The sequence below is a fragment of the Sphingobium sp. MI1205 genome, from assembly GCF_001563285.1.
Taxonomy (GTDB): domain Bacteria; phylum Pseudomonadota; class Alphaproteobacteria; order Sphingomonadales; family Sphingomonadaceae; genus Sphingobium.
In genome coordinates this window covers 2,511,029-2,531,546 of the sequence record NZ_CP005188.1, presented here as the reverse complement: position 1 = coordinate 2,531,546, position 20,518 = coordinate 2,511,029, and the positions used below count along the sequence as shown (strand labels likewise).

The window sequence follows — 20,518 nt, the reverse complement described above, 5'->3', positions numbered from 1 at the left end:
GGAACCGCCTCATGACCGCAATCGCCCTTCGTCGCCCGGCCATGGCTGCCCCCCGTCCTGTGTCCATCGCCCGCTGGCTATTGGTGGTGGCGGCGCTGGTGTTCGGCATGGTGGTGGTGGGCGGCATCACGCGGCTGACCGAATCGGGTCTTTCGATCACCCAGTGGAAACCGATTACCGGCGCAATCCCCCCGCTGACCCACGATCAATGGATGGACGCGTTCCGCCTGTATCAGCAGATCCCCGAATATCGGCAGTTGCGACAGGGCATGACGCTCTCCGACTTCCAGTTCATCTTCTTCTGGGAATGGGTCCACCGGCTGCTCGGCCGCCTGATCGGCGTCGCTTTCGCGCTGCCCTTATTGTGGTTTGCCTGGCGCCGGGCGATCCCTGCACGCTATGGCCCGCGCCTCGTCGCGCTGCTTGCGCTGGGCGGGCTTCAGGGCGCGATCGGCTGGTGGATGGTGACATCCGGCCTGTCGGTCCGCACCGATGTCAGCCATTACCGGCTCGCGGTTCATCTGCTGACGGCGCTCTTCATCATCGGTGGTCTCATCTGGACGGCGCTTGACCTTCTGGCGCTGGCGCGGGACGGGTCCGCCCGGCCGGCGGCGCTGCGGCCCTTCGCGCTGGTCGTGCTGCTGGTGCTGTTCGTCCAGCTGCTGTTCGGTGCTTTTACCGCCGGGCTTGATGCGGGCTATGTTTCCAGCACCTGGCCGCTGATGAACGACCATCTCGTGCCCCAGGGGATCGAATGGCTGGGGTCGCTCTGGGCCACCCTGTCCAGCGATCCCTATCTGGTTCATTTCATCCACCGTTGGTGGGCCTGGGCCGCCGCCGCCGCGCTCATCCTGCTTGCGCGCCGGGCGAAGGGGGCAGGGGCGCGCGGCGCTTCGATCGCAATCAATGCCTCGGTCGGCACGCAGATCGCGCTCGGCATCGCCACCGTCGTCAGCGGCATCGCCCTGCCTCTCGCCGTGCTGCACCAGGCGGTGGGCGCGCTGGTGGTCGCTTCGGCCGCATGGGGCGCGCACGCCGTGGGGATGCGTCGGTCCTCAATGTCCTGACGGGTATTATTTTACCCGTCAGGAAACGGGCCGAATCTCTTGACTTCTTGAGGGCCACCCGTCATTAGCCCCCATCTTCCGACCGCCCGAAAATGCGTTCGGTTCACTATTTCATTCTGGAGATTGGCACCATGAAGGCGCTGATGAAGACCACCAAGCCGGCAACCCCGGCAACGGTCGAAAAGAAGTGGGTCCTGATCGACGCGGAAGGTCTCGTCGTCGGCCGCCTCGCCTCGACCGTCGCGAACATCCTGCGCGGCAAGCACAAGCCGTCCTTCACCCCGCACGTCGATTGTGGTGACAATGTCATCATCATCAACGCTGGCAAGGTGAAGTTCACCGGCAAGAAGCTGACCGACAAGGTTTACTACAAGCACACCGGCTATGCCGGCGGCATCAAGGAAACCACGCCTGCCAAGATCCTGGAAGGCCGTTTTCCTGAGCGCGTCCTTGAAAAGGCGATCGAGCGCATGATCCCCCGTGGTCCGCTTGGTCGCCAGCAGATGCGCAACCTGCGCGTTTTCGCCGGCGCCGAACATCCGCACGAAGCGCAGAACCCCGAAGTGCTCGATTTCGCATCGCGCAACCGCAAGAACAAGGTGGGTGCATAATGTCCGATAACCGCCAGTCCCTGTCCGACCTCGCGTCGCTGACCACCAACGCTCCGGCTCCTGCTGCTGCGGCTGCTGCCGACACTGTTGCTGCCGACGCGCCTATCGCACCTGTTCAGCCGTCCGCTCCCCTGCGTGAGCAGGAAATCGACAGCCTCGGCCGCGCCTATGCTACCGGCCGCCGCAAGGACGCCGTCGCTCGCGTTTGGGTAAAGCCCGGCACCGGCAAGATCACGGTCAACGGCCGCGATCAGGAAATCTATTTCGCCCGTCCGACCCTGCGCCTGGTTATCAACCAGCCCTTCGGCGTTACCGAGCGCGAAGGTCAGTATGACGTGATCGCTACCGTCAAGGGCGGTGGTCTTTCGGGTCAGGCCGGCGCGGTCAAGCATGGCATCGCCCAGGCGCTGTCGAAGTACGAGCCTGCGCTGCGCAGCGCGGTCAAGGCCGAAGGCTTCCTGACCCGCGACAGCCGCGTCGTTGAACGTAAGAAGTACGGCAAGGCCAAGGCTCGCCGCAGCTTCCAGTTCTCGAAGCGCTAAGCTTTTACTCGCAAGAATTTTGGAAGGGGCCGGATTTCCGGCCCCTTTCTTTATGCCATCCGCCGTTGCGCGGCCGTATCGACGGCAACCTTTCCTGTCCTCGGTTGGTTCACCTTCAGTAACCTACATAGGAGGACGCGATGGGCGAACTGACCGACAAGGTAAAAGCAGCTGGAAACAAGACAGCCGGCGCCGTCAAGGAAGGGGTGGGCCGCAACAATGGCGACGCCGATCTGGTAGCGGAAGGCAAGGCGCAGAAGGCCAAGGGCACTGCGCAGAACGTCAAGGGTTCGATCAAGGGCGCACTTGGCGACGACATCTGATCAGATAGATCGGAACGAGGAAGAGGGCCTTGCCGCTGGCGAGGCCTTTTTTTATCGGACGACTTTTGCCCCGTGAGGGGACTGGCCCTCTTCCTCGGGTGTACGGAGATAAGCACGCACATCGCGCCTCAACTCCCCCGCGCACAAATAGAGTGCGATCACGTTGGGAATGGCCATCAAGAAGAAACTGCTATCGACAATATCGACCACGCGACCAAGATCGATTGCAGCTGCAGGCGGCAGAGCGATGATGTAAAGGATCTTGTAGCTCCACTGCGCTTTTGGCCCATTGCCGAACAAATAGCCCCAGGCCTGCAATCCATAAAAGCCCCAGGCAACCAGCGTCGAATAGGCGAACAGAACCACCACCACAGCCAGCAGCCAGGGTAACCAGGGCGACACCTGCGCAAAGGCCGCCGAGGTGATGGCTATGCCTTCCAATCCGGACCGCCATGTGCCCGCGACCACCAACGCCAGGCCGCCGATCGCGCAGACGATCATCGTCCCCAGCAGCGGTTCAAGTAACGCAACCAGCCCTTCGGATACAGGATGCCGCACACGTGCAAGGCTGTGCGCCATCACCGCGGAGCCCACCCCCGCTTCGCTTGCGAAGACCGCCCGGCGCATGCCCGCAACGAATGCACCGACTGCCCCGCCGGTCGCTGCGCTGCCGCTCCACGCCCCATGCCAGATCTCCGCCAGCGCGCCTGGAATGGCGGGAGCATGGAATATCAACACGGCGGCCACGCCAGCGAGATAGACCGCGACCTTGAGCGGTGTCAGCCGCTTTGCCACCTCGCCCAGCCAGGCCGCACCGCCCAACGTGACGAGCGCGACGGCTGCCGCCAGCAGCATCCCATAGGCCCAGCCGTTCGACAGGCCCGTCACCACCTTCACCTGTGCGAAGCTTTGATTGACCTGCACCATGGGGATCGCCCCAAACAGCGCAAAAAAGGCATAAAGGCCGCCAAGCGCCAGCCCAAGCCTGGGCCAGCCCCGTGCCGCGCCTACTGCCCGCAGCACGTACATTGGTCCGCCATGCACATGACCCTGCCTGTCGAAGGTGCGATATTTCAGCCCAAGCGTCACTTCGGCCATTTTGACCGTCATCGCGAACCAGCCGATAATGAACATCCACAGGATCGCTCCCGGTCCGCCCATGGTCAGCGCCACGGCGACGCCCGCGATGTTGCCCAGGCCTATGGTTCCGGCAAGCGCGGTGGTCAGCGCACCCCATTGGCTGACGTCGCCTTTGGCCTCGTCCGCTCCCGGCTGCGCCCTCAGGATGCGCAGCGCCCTGCCCAACGCACGCACATTGGGAAAGCCAAGCCAGATCGTGAAGAACAGCATGGGCGCTGCCAGATAGAGCACGATCAGCTCGATCTGGGTGCCCAGCAACGGCACCTTGAAGAAGACCGCCCCCGATAGCGCGTCCACCGCTGCATTGAACCCGTCCATCTTCTCAGGAATGAATGGTCCCCGGTGGAAAGTCGAACAAAGATTGCTATGGCTGGCGGGAGCTTGAAGAGCGTTGCGGGACAAGAATCATGAGCAGGCGTTATTTCGGCACCGATGGTATCCGGGGCCGCACCAACCAGTGGCCGATGACGGCGGAACTTGCGATGAAGGTCGGCATGGCCGCGGGCAAGCATTTCCAGCGTGGCAGCCACCGCCATCGGGTGGTGATTGGCAAGGACACCCGCCTGTCGGGCTATATGGTTGAAAATGCCCTTGTCGCGGGCTTTACCGCGGTCGGCATGGATGTCGTCCAGTTCGGCCCGATCCCGACGCCTGCTGTGGCCCTGCTTGCTCATTCGATGCGGGCGGACCTGGGCGTCATGATCTCTGCCAGCCACAATCCCTATGCAGACAATGGCATCAAGCTGTTTGGCCCCGACGGCTACAAACTGTCGGACGAGGATGAGCTGAAGATAGAGGCGATGCTGGAGCAGGAAATTGCGCTGGCCGCATCGCCCGACATTGGCCGCGCGCGCCGCGTGGAGGATGCGCGCGGTCGCTACATTCATGCCGTCAAGTCGAGTTTCCCCGCTGACCTGCGCCTCGATGGACTGAAGATCGTCGTCGATTGCGCCAATGGCGCCGCCTATCAGGTCGCGCCTTCGGCCTTGTGGGAACTGGGCGCGGAAGTGATCGCGATCGGCGTCACGCCCAACGGCATGAACATCAACGATGGGTGCGGATCGACTTCACCGCTGTTGTGCCAGGAAACGGTTGTGTCGTCGGGCGCGGACATCGGCATTGCCTTGGACGGCGACGCGGACCGGTTGATCGTCGTGGATGAAAAGGGGCAGATCGTCGATGGCGATCAGATCATGGCGCTGATCGCTGGCAATTTCGCGCGCGACGGGCTTTTGCGCGGCGGCGGACTGGTTGCAACGATCATGTCCAACCTCGGGTTGGAGCGCCACCTTGCGGGGCAGGGCATCAACCTTGAGCGCACCAAGGTCGGCGACCGCTATGTGCTGGAGCGGATGCGGGAAGGTGGCTTCAATGTGGGCGGCGAGCAGTCGGGACACATGATCCTGTCCGACTATGCGACGACGGGCGATGGCACTGTGGCCGGGCTACAGGTGCTGGCGGCGCTGGTCCGTGCGGGCAAGCCGGCGAGCGAAGTGCTTCATCAGTTCGATCCCGTGCCCCAATTGCTCAAAAATGTCCGCTTCTCTGGCGGCAAGCCGCTGGAGCATGAGGATGTGAAGCGCGTTATTGCGCAGGCAGAGACTGAACTGAACGGCTGCGGCCGCCTGGTCATCCGGCCGTCCGGGACTGAACCGGTGATCCGCGTCATGGCGGAAGGCGATCGCGAGGATCAGGTGAAGGATGTTGTCGAACGCATCTGCGATGCCGTGGCGAAGGTCGCCGCATGACGGACGCCGCCCATGCTTGAGATGCGACCCGATTGCGAGCGTTGCGGCATGGACCTGCCCGCAGACGCGCCCGGCGCGTTCATCTGCTCGTTCGAATGCACCTTCTGCGCGGCCTGTGCCGAGGCGTTGGATGATCGCTGCCCCAATTGTGGCGGCGAGTTGATGGACCGTCCAACGCGCATGGGCGACACGCTTGCCCGTCATCCCGCCTCAACCCAGCGCCGCCACAAGGCATGACGTCCGCACGCATCCTGATCATCGCCGGGTCGGACAGCGGCGGCGGAGCCGGTATCCAGGCTGATATCCGCACTGTGACGCTACTTGGCGGCCATGCGATGACTGCGATCACCGCCGTCACGGCCCAGAACACGCTGGGCGTGCAGGGCGTCCATGCCGTGCCCGCCCAGATGGTGGTGCAGCAGATGGATAGCGTGATCAGCGATATTGGCGTTGATGCGGTGAAGATCGGCATGATCGGCTCTGCTGAAACCGCCGCTGCCGTCGCAGATCGTCTTGCAGGGTTGGAGAATGTGCCGATCGTCTTCGACCCCGTCATGGTCGCGACCAGCGGCTCGGTCCTCGCTGACGACGCGACCATCGCCGCCTTCGAGCGGCTGATGGGGCTGGCGACGTTAGTGACGCCCAATATCCCCGAACTCGACGCATTGGGCGGGGATGGTATCGCGATACGCTTCGCCACTCATGTGCTGGCCAAGGGCGGGCATGGCGAAGGGACTATGCTTACAGACCGGCTGATCGGTCCAAAGGGCGTGCGCAAGGCGTGGAGCAACGCGCGGATCGACACGCGGCATACGCATGGTACGGGCTGCACCATGGCCAGCGCCATCGCGACCGGACTGGGCCAGGGATGGGATCTGATCGACGCCATTGAGCGCGCGCGTAAATATGTTCGAGAGGCGTTGGTTTTGGCGCCGGGGCTGGGGCAGGGCCATGGGCCGATGGGCGCGCCCTTCGGATTTCACCTCCATGCCTGATTTCGCGCATGAGCTTTTGCATCATCCCGGCCTTGTCGCCGGGGTCGATGAGGCGGGGAGGGGGCCGCTGGCCGGGCCGGTGGTGGCTGCTGCCGTGATCCTGAGCCAGGAAGATTGCCCGGACGGCCTCAACGACAGCAAGCAGTTGACCGCCGCCCGCCGCGCCGTGCTGGAGAGAGAGATAAAGGCGCGGGCGCTCTGTTGGGGCATAGGCGTGGCGTCGGTCGAGGAAATCGACAGCATCAACATCCTCTGGGCGACAATGCTGGCGATGACGCGGGCGATGGAGGCGTTGAGCCACGATTGCGCTCACGTTCTGGTCGATGGCAACCGCTGTCCCAAATGGCGCTGGACATCGACGGCAGTCGTGGAAGGGGACGCCAAATGCCTTTCCATCGCCGCCGCGTCGATCCTGGCGAAGGAAGCGCGCGACCGGATGATGGTGGAGGCGGCGGCCGTTCACCCCCATTATGGCTGGGAAACGAACAAGGGCTATGGCAGCCCGCGGCATCTGGCGGCGCTGCGCGAACATGGGCCGACGCCGCTTCACCGCCGTAGCTTCGCGCCGGTCGCTCAACTGGTGCTGTTGTAGCCTGACGCATGGTGCGGCCTGTCCCTTGACGGGATGAGGGCGGCCGATCAGCGCGATTTCCGGGCTGGCACCGCGCGCGCAGATGGTTAAGAAAGGCTTAATGCGCTTTCTGCCAGCCCTTGCTCTGCTTGGTATTTGTACCCTGCCGTCTTGGACGCAATCTGTTGCCGCGCCACCGGGGGTCATAGATGGCGAATCCCTGACGCCGGGCGGTTATCGCTGGTTGGAAGATGGGCCGTTTAGTGGACCACTTTATCTGATCATCAGCATCGAGCGGCAGATGGTCCACGTCTATAATGGCGACCGGCTGGTGGGCATGGCCAGCGTATCGACCGGCGCACGGGGGCACCGCACCCCGACAGGCGAGTATCCCATCCTCCAGAAGCGGGAATGGCACAGGTCGAACCTGTACAGTAACGCGCCCATGCCCTTCATGCAACGGCTGACCTGGGATGGCATAGCGCTGCATGCCGGGCATAATCCCGGCTATCCGGCGAGCCACGGCTGTATTCGCCTCCCTCATGCCTTTGCTCGCAAGCTGTTCGCGCTCACCCAGTTGGGAACGCTCGTGCAGGTGAATGCGGACGATCTGGGGCCGGCGCTGATGCTCGACACGCTGGTGCTGAACGATCCGGGCACCGCGGTCGTGACGTTCACGCCGGGCGCGCAGCCATCCCCGACGCAGAGAGCGCCGGTCGAACTGGCGACGCGGGACACTCCGGCGCTAGCCGTTGATCCCAGCGTGTTTCGTCCGCGACTGCGATGGTAAAATAAAGCACCCCGCGCCAACAGCGCGACAGGAAGAATGTTAAGAATAAGATGTTAAGAAGCGGCCGCCACCGGGCCTGGGGGCGACCGCTTCCCAACCCCCCGCTTGGGGGTTGTCTTGTCAGGCTGCCTCTGCGGTCTCCACCGACGCAGGCAGGCGGATCAGGTAATCAAAGGCGGACAGCGCCGCCGTCGAACCCGCGCCCATGGCGATCACGATCTGCTTATAGGGCACGGTCGTGCAATCGCCAGCGGCGAAGATGCCCGGCTGGCTGGTCTCGCCCCTGGCATCGATCTCGATCTCGCCGCGAGGGGAAAGGGCGACCGCATCCTTCAACCACTCGGTGTTGGGGACCAGGCCGATCTGCACGAAAATCCCTTCCAGTTCGATATCATGGTCGGTGCCCTGATTGCGGTCCCTGTAGGAAAGGCCCGTCACCCTGGAACCGTCGCCTTCGACCTTGGTCGTCAGGGCCGATGTGATAATGCGCACGTTGGGCAGGCTCGCCAGCTTCCGCTGCAATACCGCGTCGGCGCGCAACTGGCTGTCGAACTCGATCAGCGTCACATGCGCGACGATGCCGGCCAGGTCGATGGCTGCTTCGACGCCGCTATTGCCGCCGCCGATCACCGCCACACGCTTGCCCTTGAACAGAGGACCGTCGCAATGCGGGCAATAGGCGACGCCCTTGTTGCGATATTCGTCCTCGCCCGGCACGCCCATCTGCCGCCAGCGGGCGCCGGTGGACAGGATAACGGTGCGGCCCTTCAGCGACGCACCGTTTTCCAGCACGACCTCATGATAGCCGCCCTCGCTATTCGCCGGGATCAGCTTTGCCGCCTGCTGAAGGTTCATGATCTTGACATCATAATCCTTGACGTGCGCCTCCAGCGCGGAAGCCAGTTTCGGCCCCTCGGTGCGGGAAACCGAGATGAAATTCTCGATATCCATGGTGTCGAGCACCTGTCCGCCAAAGCGTTCCGCCACGACGCCCGTGCGAATGCCCTTGCGCGCCGCATAGATGGCCGAGGCAGCACCAGCGGGACCGCCGCCGACCACCAGCACCTCGAACGGTTCCTGCTTGCGGATTTTTTCCGCCGCCCGCTCCGCCGCGCCGCTGTCAATCTTTGCGACGATTTGTTCCAGCTCCATCCGGCCGCTGGCGAAGGGTTCGCCATTCAGGAAGACGGTAGGCACCGCCATGACCTGCCGCGCATCGACCTCTTCCTTGAACAGCGCGCCATCGATGGCGACATGCTTGATCCGCGGATTAAGGACGCTCATCAGGTTCAGCGCCTGCACGACATCGGGGCAATTCTGGCAGGACAGCGAGAAATAGGTTTCGAACGTGAAGTCGCCGTCAAGATCCTTGATCTGTTCGATGACATCCTGCGCCGCCTTCGACGGATGACCGCCGACCTGCAGCAGGGCGAGGACGAGCGAGGTGAACTCATGACCCATCGGGATGCCGGCGAAGGTGACACCGATGTCCGTGCCGACGCGGCGGATCATGAAGCTGGGCTTGCGCTTGTCATTGCCCGTCAGCACCACCGACACCTTGTCAGACAGTTCGGCGACTTCGTTCAGCAGGCTTTCCATTTCGCGCGACTTCGAGCCTTCGTCCAGCGACGCCACCAGCTCGATGGGCTGCGTGATGTTCGCCATATAGGCCTTCAACTGGCCTTTGAGATTTGCGTCCAACATCTTGTTTGCGCTCCATTGAATTGGCGCACCGATCCGGGGCGCGCGAAGCTGACTGCCGGTGCGGTGCGACCCGAAAGCCCGGCATGAAAGCTGTCATATCGTAGAATGAAACCCCCGCCGGGCCGGGGAGTTGCTCGACCCGGCCCGGCGAAAGGGCAGGGTAGTTTAGATCTTGCCGACGAGGTCCAGCGAGGGGGCCAGGGTTTCTTCACCCTCTTCCCACTTGGCCGGGCACACTTCGCCGGGGTGAGCGGCGACATATTGCGCAGCCTTTACCTTGCGCAGCAGTTCGGTCGCGTTGCGGCCGACGCCTTCCGAAGTGATTTCCATGAACTGGATCACGCCTTCGGGATCGACCAGGAAGGTCGCACGGTCGGCAAGGCCGACGCCCGGGCGCATCACATCGAAATTGTTGGTGATCTGACCCGACTGGTCGCCCAGCATGTAATAGCTGATCTTGCCGATGGCAGGCGAGGTGTCGTGCCATGCCTTGTGGCTGAAGTGCGTGTCGGTCGATACCGAATAGACTTCGACGTTCAGCGACTGCAGCGTCGGATAGATGCCGGCCAGGTCTTCAAGCTCGGTCGGGCACACGAAGGTGAAGTCTGCGGGGTAGAAGAAGAAGATCGCCCACTTGCCCTTCACATCCTCGTCAGTGACATCGACGAACTTGCCTTCCTTGAAAGCGGTGGCTTTGAACGGCTTGATAGGGGTGTTGATAAGCGCCATGGGGCTTTCCAGTTCCTTCTGAGGAGTTGCTGTTGCCCGGCCTATGTAGGGATTCGCGCTAGCGGGGGGAAATTGCTTTTCTTCCTTCCGGTGATTGAGAAAAGCGATCAATGGTCAAGTCATTGATCGATCGGCCCGCCTCTGGGCTTTTGGATCACATAGGTCATCGCTTCCTTCACCATCGCCAGAGCTTCTTCGGTCGTGAAGGTCGAGGAATCGAGACAAAGCTCCAGCCACAGCCCATCGACCATCGCCGTCAGCCCGATCGCGGCGATACGGGCGTCCGGGCGCGGAATGTGGGGCGCCGCCTCACGCAGCAGGACTTCCAGCCGCTCGCGTGATCCGCCATAGGTTTCCGCATGCGTAGCGGCGATCTTTGGGCTGGTCTTCACCAGGCTCCAGAAAGAGATCCAGGTGGCAAGCAGGTTGGGATCGAGCACAGGCGGCTGGAAATTGGCGTGCAGATAGGCCCATAGCCGGTCCATGGGGTCCGGCCCTGCCTCCACGACGGCCTGCTCCATGGCGGCGGCGACCTTTTCACCCACATCGCGGTAGGTGGCCAGGATCAGCGCATCGACGCCATCGAAATAATGGGTGAGCAAGCCCGCCGAAACGCCGGCACGAGCGCATATGGCCCGCACGGATGTCGCGCCCACGCCTTTTTCGGCAAGGCACCGCGCGGTCGCTTCGATCAGCGCCTGGCGACGGACATCGGGTGATTCTCTGACAAAGCGGGCTCGGCCCTGTATTCTGCCTGGACGGCTTGTAATCTTGCGCTCCACGTTTTTTTCCCGTCACCCTGTCGCGCCCCCTCAAGGCAGCCCTCACTGCCCCCTTCCCGCAACAGGGTTTATGAACTGCGATCACCTGTTTTCAGGCGGCAATGCAAGAGGAAAGATAGGCGATACGGGTTGGTCAAGCTGGTTCGCCCAATTCTTCCAGGGCAGTAAATCGCTGCGACCAGAGTGCGCCATAGATGGCCATCCATTGAACCACGGGGCCCAGCCCTTTGACGCGCGCGGCATAGAAGGTTTCGCGTCCGGCCCGGCGCGATGTGACGAGCCGGGCTTGCTTGAGCTTGGCGAGATGGCGTGACACCATGGGCTGGGACACGTCGGATCGCGCGGTGAGGGCGTGAACGCTCTGTTCTCCTTCTCGCACAAGATATTCAAGCAAGGCACGGCGCGTGCCGTCGGAGAGAGCTTTGAAAAGTTCATCACAGGCGACAGAGCGATCGCCACTCGACAAGGTGTCATTCATGGCAAAACAATAACCATATGGTTATCAAAAGATCAAGCGCTGGACGATTTAGAGGGGCGGCGACCGCGTTAACCAAAAAAAGTTGCGGGGGTCCAGCGGCTGAGTCTTTTGAGTCACACCACCTGATGTTGAGTCTATGATGGTCGATGGGACTCAATATGTCGTGGCTACCGCTTTCGTTCTCGGATGGTTAACCTTTTTATCAGGCTCGACGTCTAAGCCGTTGATCTTGACGAGGGACTCCCAAGGACTCAACGCTTGGCCTCGAAACGAATGGGGGTCACGTAATGGGTGTCATGGAACGCGTCGCGCCGCGGCGTAAAAAGGCGATTGCGCCGGTCGAAATCGAGGCCGATCGCCTGCTGCGCGGCGATTGTATCGCGGAAATGGCAAAGCTGCCCGACGCCTGCATCGACATGATCTTCGCCGACCCGCCCTATAACCTGCAACTGGGCGGCGACCTGTTCCGGCCAGAAGGCGGTCGCGTCGACGCCGTCGATAATGACTGGGACAAGTTCGACACGCTGGGCAGCTACGATCGCTTCACCAAGGCATGGCTGGCGCAGGCGCGCCGTATCCTCAAGCCCAATGGCAGCATCTGGGTGATCGGCAGCTATCACAACATCTTCCGCGTCGGCACCGCGCTGCAGGATGAGGGTTTCTGGATCCTCAACGACATCATCTGGCGCAAGTCGAACCCCATGCCCAATTTCAAGGGCACGCGTTTCACCAATGCGCATGAAACGTTGATCTGGGCGAGCCAGGGCGAGGACGCCAAATATACGTTCAACTACAAGGCGATGAAAACGCTGAACGATGAGTTGCAGATGCGCTCCGACTGGGTGCTCCCGATCTGCGGCGGGCAGGAACGGCTGAAGCGCAACGGGACGAAGGCGCATCCGACGCAGAAGCCCGAGGCTCTGCTCTACCGCGTGCTGCTGGCCTGCACCAAGCCGGGCGACGTGGTGCTCGATCCTTTCTTCGGCACGGGCACGACCGGGGCCGTGGCCAAGCGCCTTGGCCGCCGGTGGATCGGCATCGAACGTGAGGACAGCTATATCGAGGTCGCAATGGAGCGGATCGAGGCGGCGCTGCCGCTTGATGAATCGGCCCTCACCATCATGCAGAGCGCCAAGGGCCAGCCAAAGGTCGCTTTCGGGACGCTGGTGGAGACCGGCTATCTGCAACCCGGCACGGAATTGATGGACACGCGGCGGCGGTGGCGGGCGGTGGTGCGCGCTGACGGTTCGCTCAGCGTTGGCAGTGACAGCGGGTCGATCCACAAGATGGGCGCGACGTTGCAGGGCGCCCCAAGCTGCAATGGCTGGACCTTCTGGCACTATGAGGCGGAAGGCGGGCTGAAACCGATCGATGCGCTGCGGCAGACCTATTTGCTGGCCAACGAGCCTTAAGGGCCGCAGGCTATTCGTCGATGGCGAACCTTCCCCCCATTCCCGCCGATGCCCGGTTGTATCTGAAGCCGACATGGTTCGTGCCTTCCCCTATCGGGGTGCTCGAAGGATCGGCGGCGCGGATGGCCAATGGGCTGATCTGGTTCCAGGGCTATGAACTGACGGTGCTGAAGGGGCGGGAGCGGCTGGCCCGGACAGTCCTGCCCGTCGCTGATTTTGCGGAAAAGATTGCAGATCTGCCCAATTCGCTGGCCGGACGCGCGCAGCGGCTGGCCGCCAATATCTCCGCGACGCGTCCACCGCTGGCGCTGGGCGACCGCACCATCCGCTTTGACGCGCCGCAGGTGATGGCGATCCTGAACGTCACGCCGGACAGTTTTTCTGACGGCGGCAAGCATATGGATGACCCGCAGGCGGCCGCTGAAGCGGGCTTTGCCATGGCGGCGGCTGGGGCGGCGCTGATCGACGTCGGCGGCGAATCAACCCGGCCCAAGGCGCCAAAAGTCTGGGAGGGCGATGAGATCGCCCGCGTCGTGCCAGTGATCGAGCGGCTGGCGGCGGCGGGGGTGCCCGTGTCGATCGACACGCGAAAGGCTGCCGTGATGGAGGCCGCACTCGTCGCCGGAGCCAAGGTCATCAACGATGTGAGCGCGCTGGCCCATGACCCCCGCGCAATGGAAGTGGCCGCTGCGGCGGGCTGCCCGGTCATCCTGATGCACGCGCCGTCCGCTGGGGATGATCCACACGACAATCCTGGTGGCTATGGCGATGTCGTGGCCGATATATTCGACATGCTGGAAGCGCGGATAGACGCCTGTGTGGCCGCGGGCATCGGGCGCGACAGGATCATGGTCGATCCGGGTCTTGGCTTTGGCAAGTCGTTGGCCGACAATCTGGCGCTGGTAAATGGTCTGGCGACGTTTCAGGGGCTGGGCGTGCCACTGCTCTTTGCCGGAAGCCGCAAGCGGCTGATTGGAGCGTTGTCCAACGAAGCGCCCGCGGCTGATCGGCTGGGCGGCTCCATCGCGCTTGCCTTCCGCGCCGCGCAACTGGGCGCGCAGATGGTGCGGGTGCATGATGTGAAGGAGAGCGTGCAGGCCCTGCACCTGTGGCGCGGACTGGCCGATGCAGGACTAAGCACGGTTTAGCCTGAACGGGGGTCTGCCCGCCGCTTCTTCTAACGACCCTATTGAGCCGTGCCCGCCGCATTTGCCGCAGCGCCCGGCGCAGCTCCACCCTCTGCCGTTTCCGCCCTGGGCGCGAAAATGCGCAGGCTGTCTAGTACCTTCTCGGCTATTGCCTGATATTGTTCGCTCAGCATCTCGGGATAGCCGAACGTCGCCGTTACGATTGCGCCGCTGGGCTGGCGCAGCAGGCGCACGGCGACATTATTGCCTTCGCCGTCATTCGCGGTCCCGCGATATTCATTGTCGCCGATGAAGTCGCCATCGACGCCTTCTGAACCGCTGCTGATGGCCGACACGGCTTGTTGCAGCGTCTTCCCGTCTTCGTCGGGCTGCCAGAATATGCGGACGTCAGCGCCAGCGCCGGGGTCCCGATATATCACGCCATCCGGGTCGCTCGCGGATGTGTCCTTTTCCCAGCCTTCCGGGAAGGTGATGGAAAAGCCGCGATCGAGATTCACATAATTGCGGCTCTCTTCGCTCTCGGCCTTGTCAGCGGCGACCGCCTTGGCAGCGGCGGCGTTGGCGGCAGCGGCCAGTTCCTCCTGGCTGGGCATATCCTCGACCGGTTCGGCGCGCCCGCAGGCGACTAGTAGCAGGATGGGGAGGCAGGCGACGAGGCTGGAGCTTTTCATGCCCGATGCAAAGCATAGCCAGCGCGACATTTCAACGCTGCAACGGTGCGGCGCGCAAAGGATAAGGCTTTTGGCGTGAAAACCCGGATCAGGCGGCGCTGTCGATGCCCAGTTCGGCAAGCTTGCGGTACAGCGTCGAACGCCCGATGCCCAGGCGCCGGGCGACTTCAGTCATGCGTCCGCGATAGTGGCCGATCGCCAGGCGGATAACGTCCGCTTCGATCTCGGCCAACTGCCGGACATGGCCATCGCCTTCGAACAGGGTGATGCCTGCTGCTTCCCGATGCGTCTGCGGCACGGCGCGCAGACGCGGATGGAGCGGTTCGCCCTCGGCCCGCAGGCGGATATGCGAGGCGATCTGCGGAAAGTCCTGCGGGGTCAGCGCATCACCCTCGCACAGCACGGCCGCGCGGAAGAGGGCGTTTTGAAGCTGGCGCACATTGCCCGGCCAGTCATGCTGCATCAAAAGCGCCAGCGCGTCGTCCGTCAGGCCCAGGCTGCGAAGCCCCGGCTGTGTCGCGATTCGCGCGAGCAGATGGCGGCATAGCGCGGGCACATCGCCGATCCGATCCCGCAACGGCGGTACCGTCAACTGGACGACGTTCAGGCGATAATAAAGGTCTTCGCGGAAACGTCCCGCCTCTATCTCGTCGGCCAGCCGCTTGTTGGTGGCGGCGATGACGCGCACATCGACATGGATCGGCCGCCGCGCGCCGATCGGTTGCACCTCTCCATCCTGAAGCACGCGGAGCAGCTTGACCTGGGCGTCCAGCGGCATTTCGCTGATTTCGTCCAGGAAGATGGTTCCCATGTCGGCGGATGCAAACTTGCCCACCTGCCGCTCGAAAGCGCCGGTGAAAGCGCCCCGCTCATGGCCGAAGAGGTCCGACTCGACCAGATTGGCGGGAATCGCGCCGCAATTCACTGTCACCATGGCCTGCTTATGGCGCGGCGAGGCGGCATGGATGGCGCGGGCGATCACATCCTTGCCCACGCCGCTCTCGCCCTCGATCAACACCGGTACGCGCGCGCGCGCCGCCTTGGCCGCGATGGCGAGCGCCGTGCGGAACTGCGGCGCAGCGCCGACGACATCTTCGAAGGAAAGGGCGGCCGAAATCTTTTCGGTGAGCGGTCGCAGCTCCCCCTTGCCATGCTCGTTCGACAGGGTGGCGTTGAGCGCGGCAAGCAGTCTTTCCGGCGCTACCGGCTTGGCGAGGTAATCGGTGGCGCCTGCCCGCATCGCTTCAACGGCGACCGCGACGCTGTTATGCGCGGTCAGGATCAGGATGGGCAGGGCGGGCCTGCGGGCGCGCAATTCGCGCACCAGACCAGCCGCATCATAGCCGGGACTCCATTGATCGAGCAGCACCGCGTCCAGCCGCATGCCGTCCTGCGTGCCGAGCATCGCAATGGCCATGTCGCCATCATTGGCGAAGATCGTGCGCCATCCGGCGCGGGCTGCAAGCGCGGACACGAGCCTGCGCTGAGCAGGTTCCTCGTCGATCAGCATCAGCATGGGAACGCCGTCGCGCGCCATCTTACCCCCTTTATGAACTATGGGCGCAGCCTAGTTGAAGCGGGTAAAGGCGGCCTTAACCGGAAAGTTTTTCTTCCTCGGTTTGGAGGTTGAGGGGGGAGGGGCTTGTCGATAAGAGGGGCGCGCTCAAACACAGGCTGACAAGGGAACGGACATGGCGTCAGAAGGAAATATGGAGAGCGCGAACCAGACCTATGCAGGGTTCGTGTCCCTCGTGAAGTGGGGCACCATCGCCAGCGTGGTTCTGGCTGCGATCGTCGTCCTGCTGATCTCCAGCTAAGATCAGCGCCGCCAGGGGGATGTCGATGAAAATTGCAATTATCAAGGAACTCGCCGAGGGCGAGCGCAGGGTCGCCGGTACGCCGGAAACCGTCAAGAAATTCGTGGGCCTGGGCGCAGATGTCGCGGTGGAATCAGGCGCAGGCCTGTCCGCCTCCATCGCCGATGCCGACTATGCAGCGATGGGCGCTACCTTGGGCGACCGCGCGACGACCGTCGCGGGCGCGGACATCATATTGGGTGTCCAGGGTCCTGATGTGGCCAGCATCACCGGCGCCAAACCCGGCGCATGGGTGGTCGCAGGCCTTAATCCCTTCGTGGAGCGCGCGCGCGTCGATGCCTATGCGGCGGCGGGCTATGAAGCGTTGGCGATGGAATTCATGCCGCGCATCACCCGCGCCCAGTCGATGGATATACTTTCTTCGCAGTCGAACCTCGCCGGTTACAAGGCGGTGCTGGACGCGGCCTATGAATATGGCCGCGCCTTTCCGATGATGATGACGGCGGCGGGCACGATTTCCCCGGCAAAGGCGTTCATCATGGGCGTCGGCGTCGCGGGGCTTCAGGCGATCGCGACCGCCAAGCGCCTGGGCGCTCAGGTTTCGGCGACGGACGTGCGCTCCGCTACCAAGGAGCAGATCGAGAGCCTCGGCGCGAAAGCCGTCTTCGTCGAAAGCGTTGCCGGCATCGAGGGCGAAGGCACGGGCGGCTATGCCACCGAAATGTCGGAGGATTATCAAAAGGCGCAGGCTGACCTGGTGTCGAGCCACATCGCCAAGCAGGATATCGTCATCACCACGGCGCTTATCCCCGGCAAGCCCGCGCCGCGCCTCATCACCGACGCTCAGATCGCGACGATGAAGCCGGGCAGCGTGATCGTCGATCTCGCCGTCGAGCAGGGCGGCAATGTGGAGGGCGCGGTGCTGGGCCAGGTGGTCGAGCGGCATGGCGTGAAGATCGTGGGTCACAAGAATGTGCCTTCGCGCCTCGCGACTGACGCGTCGGCCCTGTTCGCGCGCAACCTCTATAATTTCCTCTCGGCCTTCTGGAACAAGGAACAGAATGCGCCGGTGCTGGATGAGGAAATCGGCAATGCCATCCGCGTGACGCAAGGCGGCAAGGTTGTCAGCGAACGTCTGCTGTAATGGCCGGAAGCCCTCCCTGCCCCAGTGGCGGGGAGGGCAGGCCTTCGGAGGAATTTCTGCTCCTCCTGTTCACCTCCAGAAAGTCAGGACGGGATCGAGAAAGGAATGAGCATGCTTTTCCTCTTCTCCTTTCTTCTTGCTTGCACCGTCGGCGCATTCGCGGCTTGGCGTCTGCCGTTCGCGCGCCTTCCGGCGCTGGTCGCTCCCCTTCTTATACTCTCTTCGTCGGGTATCGCGGGCGCGCTCGTAGTGGCGGCCGAGGCGGGCAGTGCTGCCGCGCGCTATCTTGGCCTGATCGCAATCCTCCTGGCATGCGCCTCCTTCTGCGGCGCGTTCATCGCGACGCGACGCCTGGAAAAGACCGGGCAGATATCATCCCGTCCGTGAGCGCAGCGTCGTGATCGATGCGATCATGCTCGGTTGGGCCGTCGCAGCCTTCCTCTTTTTCCTGTCAATATGGCCGTCGGGCGGGACGCCTGCGCGTAGGCAGCGTCATGCGGCTGCGGCGGGGATCGTCCTGCTGACCGCCGCCGCCGTGTATGGCATGGATTTTATCAACATGCCCGAGATCATTGGCGCGCTGGTCATCGGGGCCGCGCTGGGGCTGCTGATGGGACGCGAATGGCCGCATCATGGGCTGTTCTTTCTGATAACGGGGCTTGCGGGACTTGCCGGGTGCGCCGCCATGTGTGCAGCAGCGGCCGTCTGGCTCAATCCCTATGCGTTCGGCCTGATCGACCAGGGAAGCGACGGCATCGCGATGCGCCACTTGCTCATGCTCGTCATCACCCTGTTGACAGGGGCAATCGCGTGCGGCGCTGCGTTCATTGCGCTGATCAGGCGCGATGTGGGCGGCATCGCCCTGCTTGCGCTGGCGATCGGCATGGCGGGCTGGTCGGCCGCAGCCCTGGCATTTCTATTGCAAAATATCGGCATGGTGGCGGCTGGCGGCCTTGCCGGGGCAGGCGGCGCCGGTGTTGCGCTGCGCCTGCGCGGTGGGGCGCGGGGGCTGGGGCTTGCCGATGCGGGGCGCGGTCCGTAACGCTTGGATGGAAAGATGCAGGAGCCTCCTGCCGGTGCGATTGGGGTAAGATATTAGATGCAGAAGCTCGGTTTGATCGGCGGTCTCAGTTGGACGTCCACGGGACGCTATTACCAGATCATCAACCAGGCGGTTCACCGCGCGAAGGGCGGCCAGCACAGCGCCCCGCTGTTGATCGAGAGCCTGGACTTCGCCGACATCGGCCGCTCAACCACTGACGAGGAATGGGTCCATGCCGCGCAGGTGCTGACGGCGTCGGCTCGCCGATTGGAGCAGGCAGGGGCGAAAGCGCTGCTGATCTGCGCCAACAGCATGCACCGCGTCTATGACGAAGTGCAGGCGGGGGTGGATGTGCCCATCGTCCACATCGCCGACGCGGTCGGCCGCAAGATGAAGGCGGACGGTGTGGAAAAGGCGGCGCTTATCGGCACCCGCAACGTCATGACCGAAAAATTCTACCGCCAGCGGTTGGTGGGACATGGGATATCCCTGCTGCCGCCGGACCTCGAACTGGCCGAGCGGATTGATCGCATCGTTTATGAAGAACTGACCATCGGCAAGGTCAGCCGGGAGTCCGAACGCTATATGCGTTCCGAACTGACCGACATCGCCAAGGAAAATGTGCAGGCGGCGATCCTGGCCTGCACGGAGCTGGAGATGATCGTCGATGTAAAGGCGAATGTCTTGCCTATCTACGATGGCACCGCCATCCATGCCCGGGCCGGGGTGGATGTGATCCTTGGCGACTGAATCGACTAAAAAAGGGGATGCCTTTCAGCGCCCCCTTCTTCTCTCCTGTTATATCGTCAGAATGCAGTGCTGATCGAGCAGGCCGCAGGGCCAAGGATCACGACGAACAGCGTCGGCAGGATGAAGAGGATGAGCGGCACCGTCATGATCGCGGGCAGGCGTGCGGCTTTTTCCTCGGCGCGCATCATGCGTTCATGGCGGAATTCGGCGGATAGCACGCGCAGGGCCGAGGCGAGCGGCGTGCCATATTTTTCCGTCTGGATCATGGTCGTCACCACGCCCTTGATCGCGTCCAGCTTCACGCGGTTCGCCAGGTTTTCAAAGGCCATGCGCCGTTCGGTCAGGAAGCTGAGTTCGATCGCTGTGAGCTGAAATTCGTCGCCCAGTTCCGGATAGGCCTTGCCCAATTCCTTGGACACGCGGGCGAAGGCGGCATCGACCGTCAAGCCCGCCTCTGCGCAGATGACAAGCAGGTCGAGCGCATCGGGCAAGCCTTTGCGAATCGCGGCGGAACGCTTCTGCACCTGATTGTCGATGAAGATGTCGGGCGCCTTGTAGGACAGCAGCAACGCACCGGCGAACGCCATGAAACGCTTGGCTCCGCCCCACTCGGGGAACATCCCAACGCCATAAAGCAGCAGAGCCGCCGTTCCGCCGATCAAAATCGGCAGCACCATGCGACCAAAGATGACCGCGACCGCCCAGTCCTTCGACCGGATGCCGGCCTGCGCCAGCTTCATCTGCGCCTCTTTAAGCTGATCGTCCTGAAGCACCTTGAGACCCGACAGGAACGACCGCATCTGGTCGGTCGCCTGGTTCGTCTTGACCAGCTTGGCGCGGCGGCGCGCGGTGGAGGCGGTGATGCCCGCCTTCAACTGCTCGCGGCGTTCATTCAGCGCCTTGACCCGCTTGGCCATGGGGTCGCGCACGGTCATGACCGAATAGAGGACGAACATCATCGCCAGCGTCGCAACCGCGGCAAGCAATGTGCCGAAATCGGTGGCGGACAGCCCAAAGAGCGTGCCGGCGGGGAGGGGAGCGGTTTCCATGACTG

At 63.1% G+C, this 20,518-nt stretch carries 24 protein-coding genes; 16 read left to right on the top strand and 8 right to left on the bottom strand.

The genetic code is table 11. The features are described from left to right. Positions 1-11: 11 nt before the first annotated feature. The 4 genes from K663_RS12395 (at position 12) to K663_RS12380 (ending at position 2,543) form a co-directional block, all read left to right on the top strand. A complete protein-coding gene (locus K663_RS12395) occupies positions 12-1,067 on the top strand; it encodes a COX15/CtaA family protein (protein ID WP_062118005.1) in 1,056 nt (351 codons plus the stop codon). Positions 1,068-1,198: 131 nt separating this feature from the next. After that, positions 1,199-1,678, top strand: coding sequence for a 50S ribosomal protein L13 (gene rplM / locus K663_RS12390; RefSeq protein ID WP_062120850.1), 480 nt, complete (start codon positions 1,199-1,201; stop codon positions 1,676-1,678). Further along, complete coding sequence (gene rpsI, locus K663_RS12385) at positions 1,678-2,220, top strand: 30S ribosomal protein S9 (protein ID WP_062118002.1); 543 nt, start codon at positions 1,678-1,680, stop codon at positions 2,218-2,220. Before rplM ends, rpsI begins: the two co-directional genes overlap by 1 nt. A 140-nt stretch (positions 2,221-2,360) precedes the next feature. Continuing rightward, positions 2,361-2,543 (top strand): CsbD family protein, encoded by a 183-nt coding sequence (locus tag K663_RS12380; RefSeq protein WP_062118001.1) that lies wholly within the window; start codon positions 2,361-2,363, stop codon positions 2,541-2,543. 51 nt (positions 2,544-2,594) lie between these two features. On the opposite strand, the gene K663_RS12375 is transcribed toward K663_RS12380, so the two are convergent. Beyond that, positions 2,595-4,001, bottom strand: a complete 1,407-nt coding sequence (locus tag K663_RS12375; protein WP_062117998.1) for an alanine/glycine:cation symporter family protein — start codon at positions 3,999-4,001, stop codon at positions 2,595-2,597. Between the two features lie 89 nt (positions 4,002-4,090). Here K663_RS12375 and glmM point away from each other — a divergent pair, with 89 nt between their 5' ends. From glmM to K663_RS12350, 5 genes are all read left to right on the top strand, one after another. Next, on the top strand, positions 4,091-5,431 hold the full coding sequence (gene glmM / locus K663_RS12370; protein WP_062117995.1) for a phosphoglucosamine mutase: 1,341 nt from the start codon (positions 4,091-4,093) through the stop codon (positions 5,429-5,431). Between the two features lie 12 nt (positions 5,432-5,443). Next, positions 5,444-5,668: a DUF1272 domain-containing protein gene (locus K663_RS12365; RefSeq protein WP_062117992.1), complete on the top strand. Its 225-nt coding sequence runs from the start codon at positions 5,444-5,446 to the stop codon at positions 5,666-5,668. Beyond that, positions 5,665-6,426 carry a bifunctional hydroxymethylpyrimidine kinase/phosphomethylpyrimidine kinase gene (thiD, locus tag K663_RS12360; RefSeq protein ID WP_062117989.1) on the top strand — a complete coding sequence of 254 codons (762 nt, stop codon included), beginning with the start codon at positions 5,665-5,667 and terminating at the stop codon, positions 6,424-6,426. Before K663_RS12365 ends, thiD begins: the two co-directional genes overlap by 4 nt. Then, positions 6,419-7,018: a ribonuclease HII gene (locus K663_RS12355; RefSeq protein ID WP_062117986.1), complete on the top strand. Its 600-nt coding sequence runs from the start codon at positions 6,419-6,421 to the stop codon at positions 7,016-7,018. The genes thiD and K663_RS12355 overlap by 8 nt, the downstream gene beginning before the upstream one ends. Positions 7,019-7,118: 100 nt before the next feature. Further along, entirely contained in the window at positions 7,119-7,787 is a 669-nt protein-coding gene (locus tag K663_RS12350) for a L,D-transpeptidase family protein (RefSeq protein ID WP_062117983.1), read from the top strand. Positions 7,788-7,907: 120 nt separating this feature from the next. Here K663_RS12350 and ahpF read toward each other — a convergent pair whose 3' ends face one another. The 4 genes from ahpF to K663_RS12330 form a co-directional block, all read right to left on the bottom strand. Next, positions 7,908-9,491, bottom strand: coding sequence for an alkyl hydroperoxide reductase subunit F (ahpF, locus tag K663_RS12345; RefSeq protein WP_062117980.1), 1,584 nt, complete (start codon positions 9,489-9,491; stop codon positions 7,908-7,910). A 165-nt stretch (positions 9,492-9,656) separates the two neighbouring features. Continuing rightward, positions 9,657-10,220: an alkyl hydroperoxide reductase subunit C gene (gene ahpC, locus K663_RS12340; protein ID WP_037462692.1), complete on the bottom strand. Its 564-nt coding sequence runs from the start codon at positions 10,218-10,220 to the stop codon at positions 9,657-9,659. Positions 10,221-10,339: 119 nt separating this feature from the next. Beyond that, positions 10,340-11,002 (bottom strand): transcriptional regulator BetI, encoded by a 663-nt coding sequence (gene betI / locus K663_RS12335; RefSeq protein ID WP_062117977.1) that lies wholly within the window; start codon positions 11,000-11,002, stop codon positions 10,340-10,342. Between the two features lie 133 nt (positions 11,003-11,135). Further along, complete coding sequence (locus tag K663_RS12330) at positions 11,136-11,480, bottom strand: ArsR/SmtB family transcription factor (RefSeq protein WP_062117974.1); 345 nt, start codon at positions 11,478-11,480, stop codon at positions 11,136-11,138. A gap of 287 nt (positions 11,481-11,767) precedes the next feature. Here K663_RS12330 and K663_RS12325 point away from each other — a divergent pair, with 287 nt between their 5' ends. Further along, positions 11,768-12,892, top strand: a complete 1,125-nt coding sequence (locus K663_RS12325; protein ID WP_062117970.1) for a site-specific DNA-methyltransferase — start codon at positions 11,768-11,770, stop codon at positions 12,890-12,892. A gap of 20 nt (positions 12,893-12,912) precedes the next feature. Then, complete coding sequence (gene folP, locus K663_RS12320; protein ID WP_062117967.1) at positions 12,913-14,040, top strand: dihydropteroate synthase; 1,128 nt, start codon at positions 12,913-12,915, stop codon at positions 14,038-14,040. Between the two features lie 38 nt (positions 14,041-14,078). Here folP and K663_RS12315 read toward each other — a convergent pair whose 3' ends face one another. Continuing rightward, positions 14,079-14,711 carry a hypothetical protein gene (locus tag K663_RS12315; protein WP_062120847.1) on the bottom strand — a complete coding sequence of 211 codons (633 nt, stop codon included), beginning with the start codon at positions 14,709-14,711 and terminating at the stop codon, positions 14,079-14,081. A gap of 88 nt (positions 14,712-14,799) precedes the next feature. Then, positions 14,800-16,248: a sigma-54-dependent transcriptional regulator gene (locus K663_RS12310; RefSeq protein WP_062117964.1), complete on the bottom strand. Its 1,449-nt coding sequence runs from the start codon at positions 16,246-16,248 to the stop codon at positions 14,800-14,802. 154 nt (positions 16,249-16,402) lie between these two features. On the opposite strand from K663_RS12310, the gene K663_RS12305 reads away from it, so the two are divergent. The 5 genes from K663_RS12305 (at position 16,403) to K663_RS12285 (ending at position 19,464) form a co-directional block, all read left to right on the top strand. After that, on the top strand, positions 16,403-16,528 hold the full coding sequence (locus tag K663_RS12305; RefSeq protein ID WP_062117959.1) for an aa3-type cytochrome c oxidase subunit IV: 126 nt from the start codon (positions 16,403-16,405) through the stop codon (positions 16,526-16,528). Between the two features lie 25 nt (positions 16,529-16,553). Next, entirely contained in the window at positions 16,554-17,672 is a 1,119-nt protein-coding gene (locus tag K663_RS12300; protein WP_062120844.1) for an NAD(P) transhydrogenase subunit alpha, read from the top strand. Positions 17,673-17,783: 111 nt separating this feature from the next. Continuing rightward, a complete protein-coding gene (locus tag K663_RS12295) occupies positions 17,784-18,059 on the top strand; it encodes a proton-translocating transhydrogenase family protein (RefSeq protein ID WP_235589439.1) in 276 nt (91 codons plus the stop codon). A 10-nt stretch (positions 18,060-18,069) separates the two neighbouring features. Next, positions 18,070-18,714, top strand: coding sequence for a hypothetical protein (locus K663_RS12290; protein WP_062117954.1), 645 nt, complete (start codon positions 18,070-18,072; stop codon positions 18,712-18,714). 57 nt (positions 18,715-18,771) lie between these two features. Continuing rightward, positions 18,772-19,464 carry an aspartate/glutamate racemase family protein gene (locus K663_RS12285; RefSeq protein ID WP_062117951.1) on the top strand — a complete coding sequence of 231 codons (693 nt, stop codon included), beginning with the start codon at positions 18,772-18,774 and terminating at the stop codon, positions 19,462-19,464. Positions 19,465-19,520: 56 nt separating this feature from the next. On the opposite strand, the gene K663_RS12280 is transcribed toward K663_RS12285, so the two are convergent. Beyond that, positions 19,521-20,513 (bottom strand): type II secretion system F family protein, encoded by a 993-nt coding sequence (locus K663_RS12280; RefSeq protein ID WP_062117944.1) that lies wholly within the window; start codon positions 20,511-20,513, stop codon positions 19,521-19,523. Positions 20,514-20,518 lie beyond the last annotated feature (5 nt).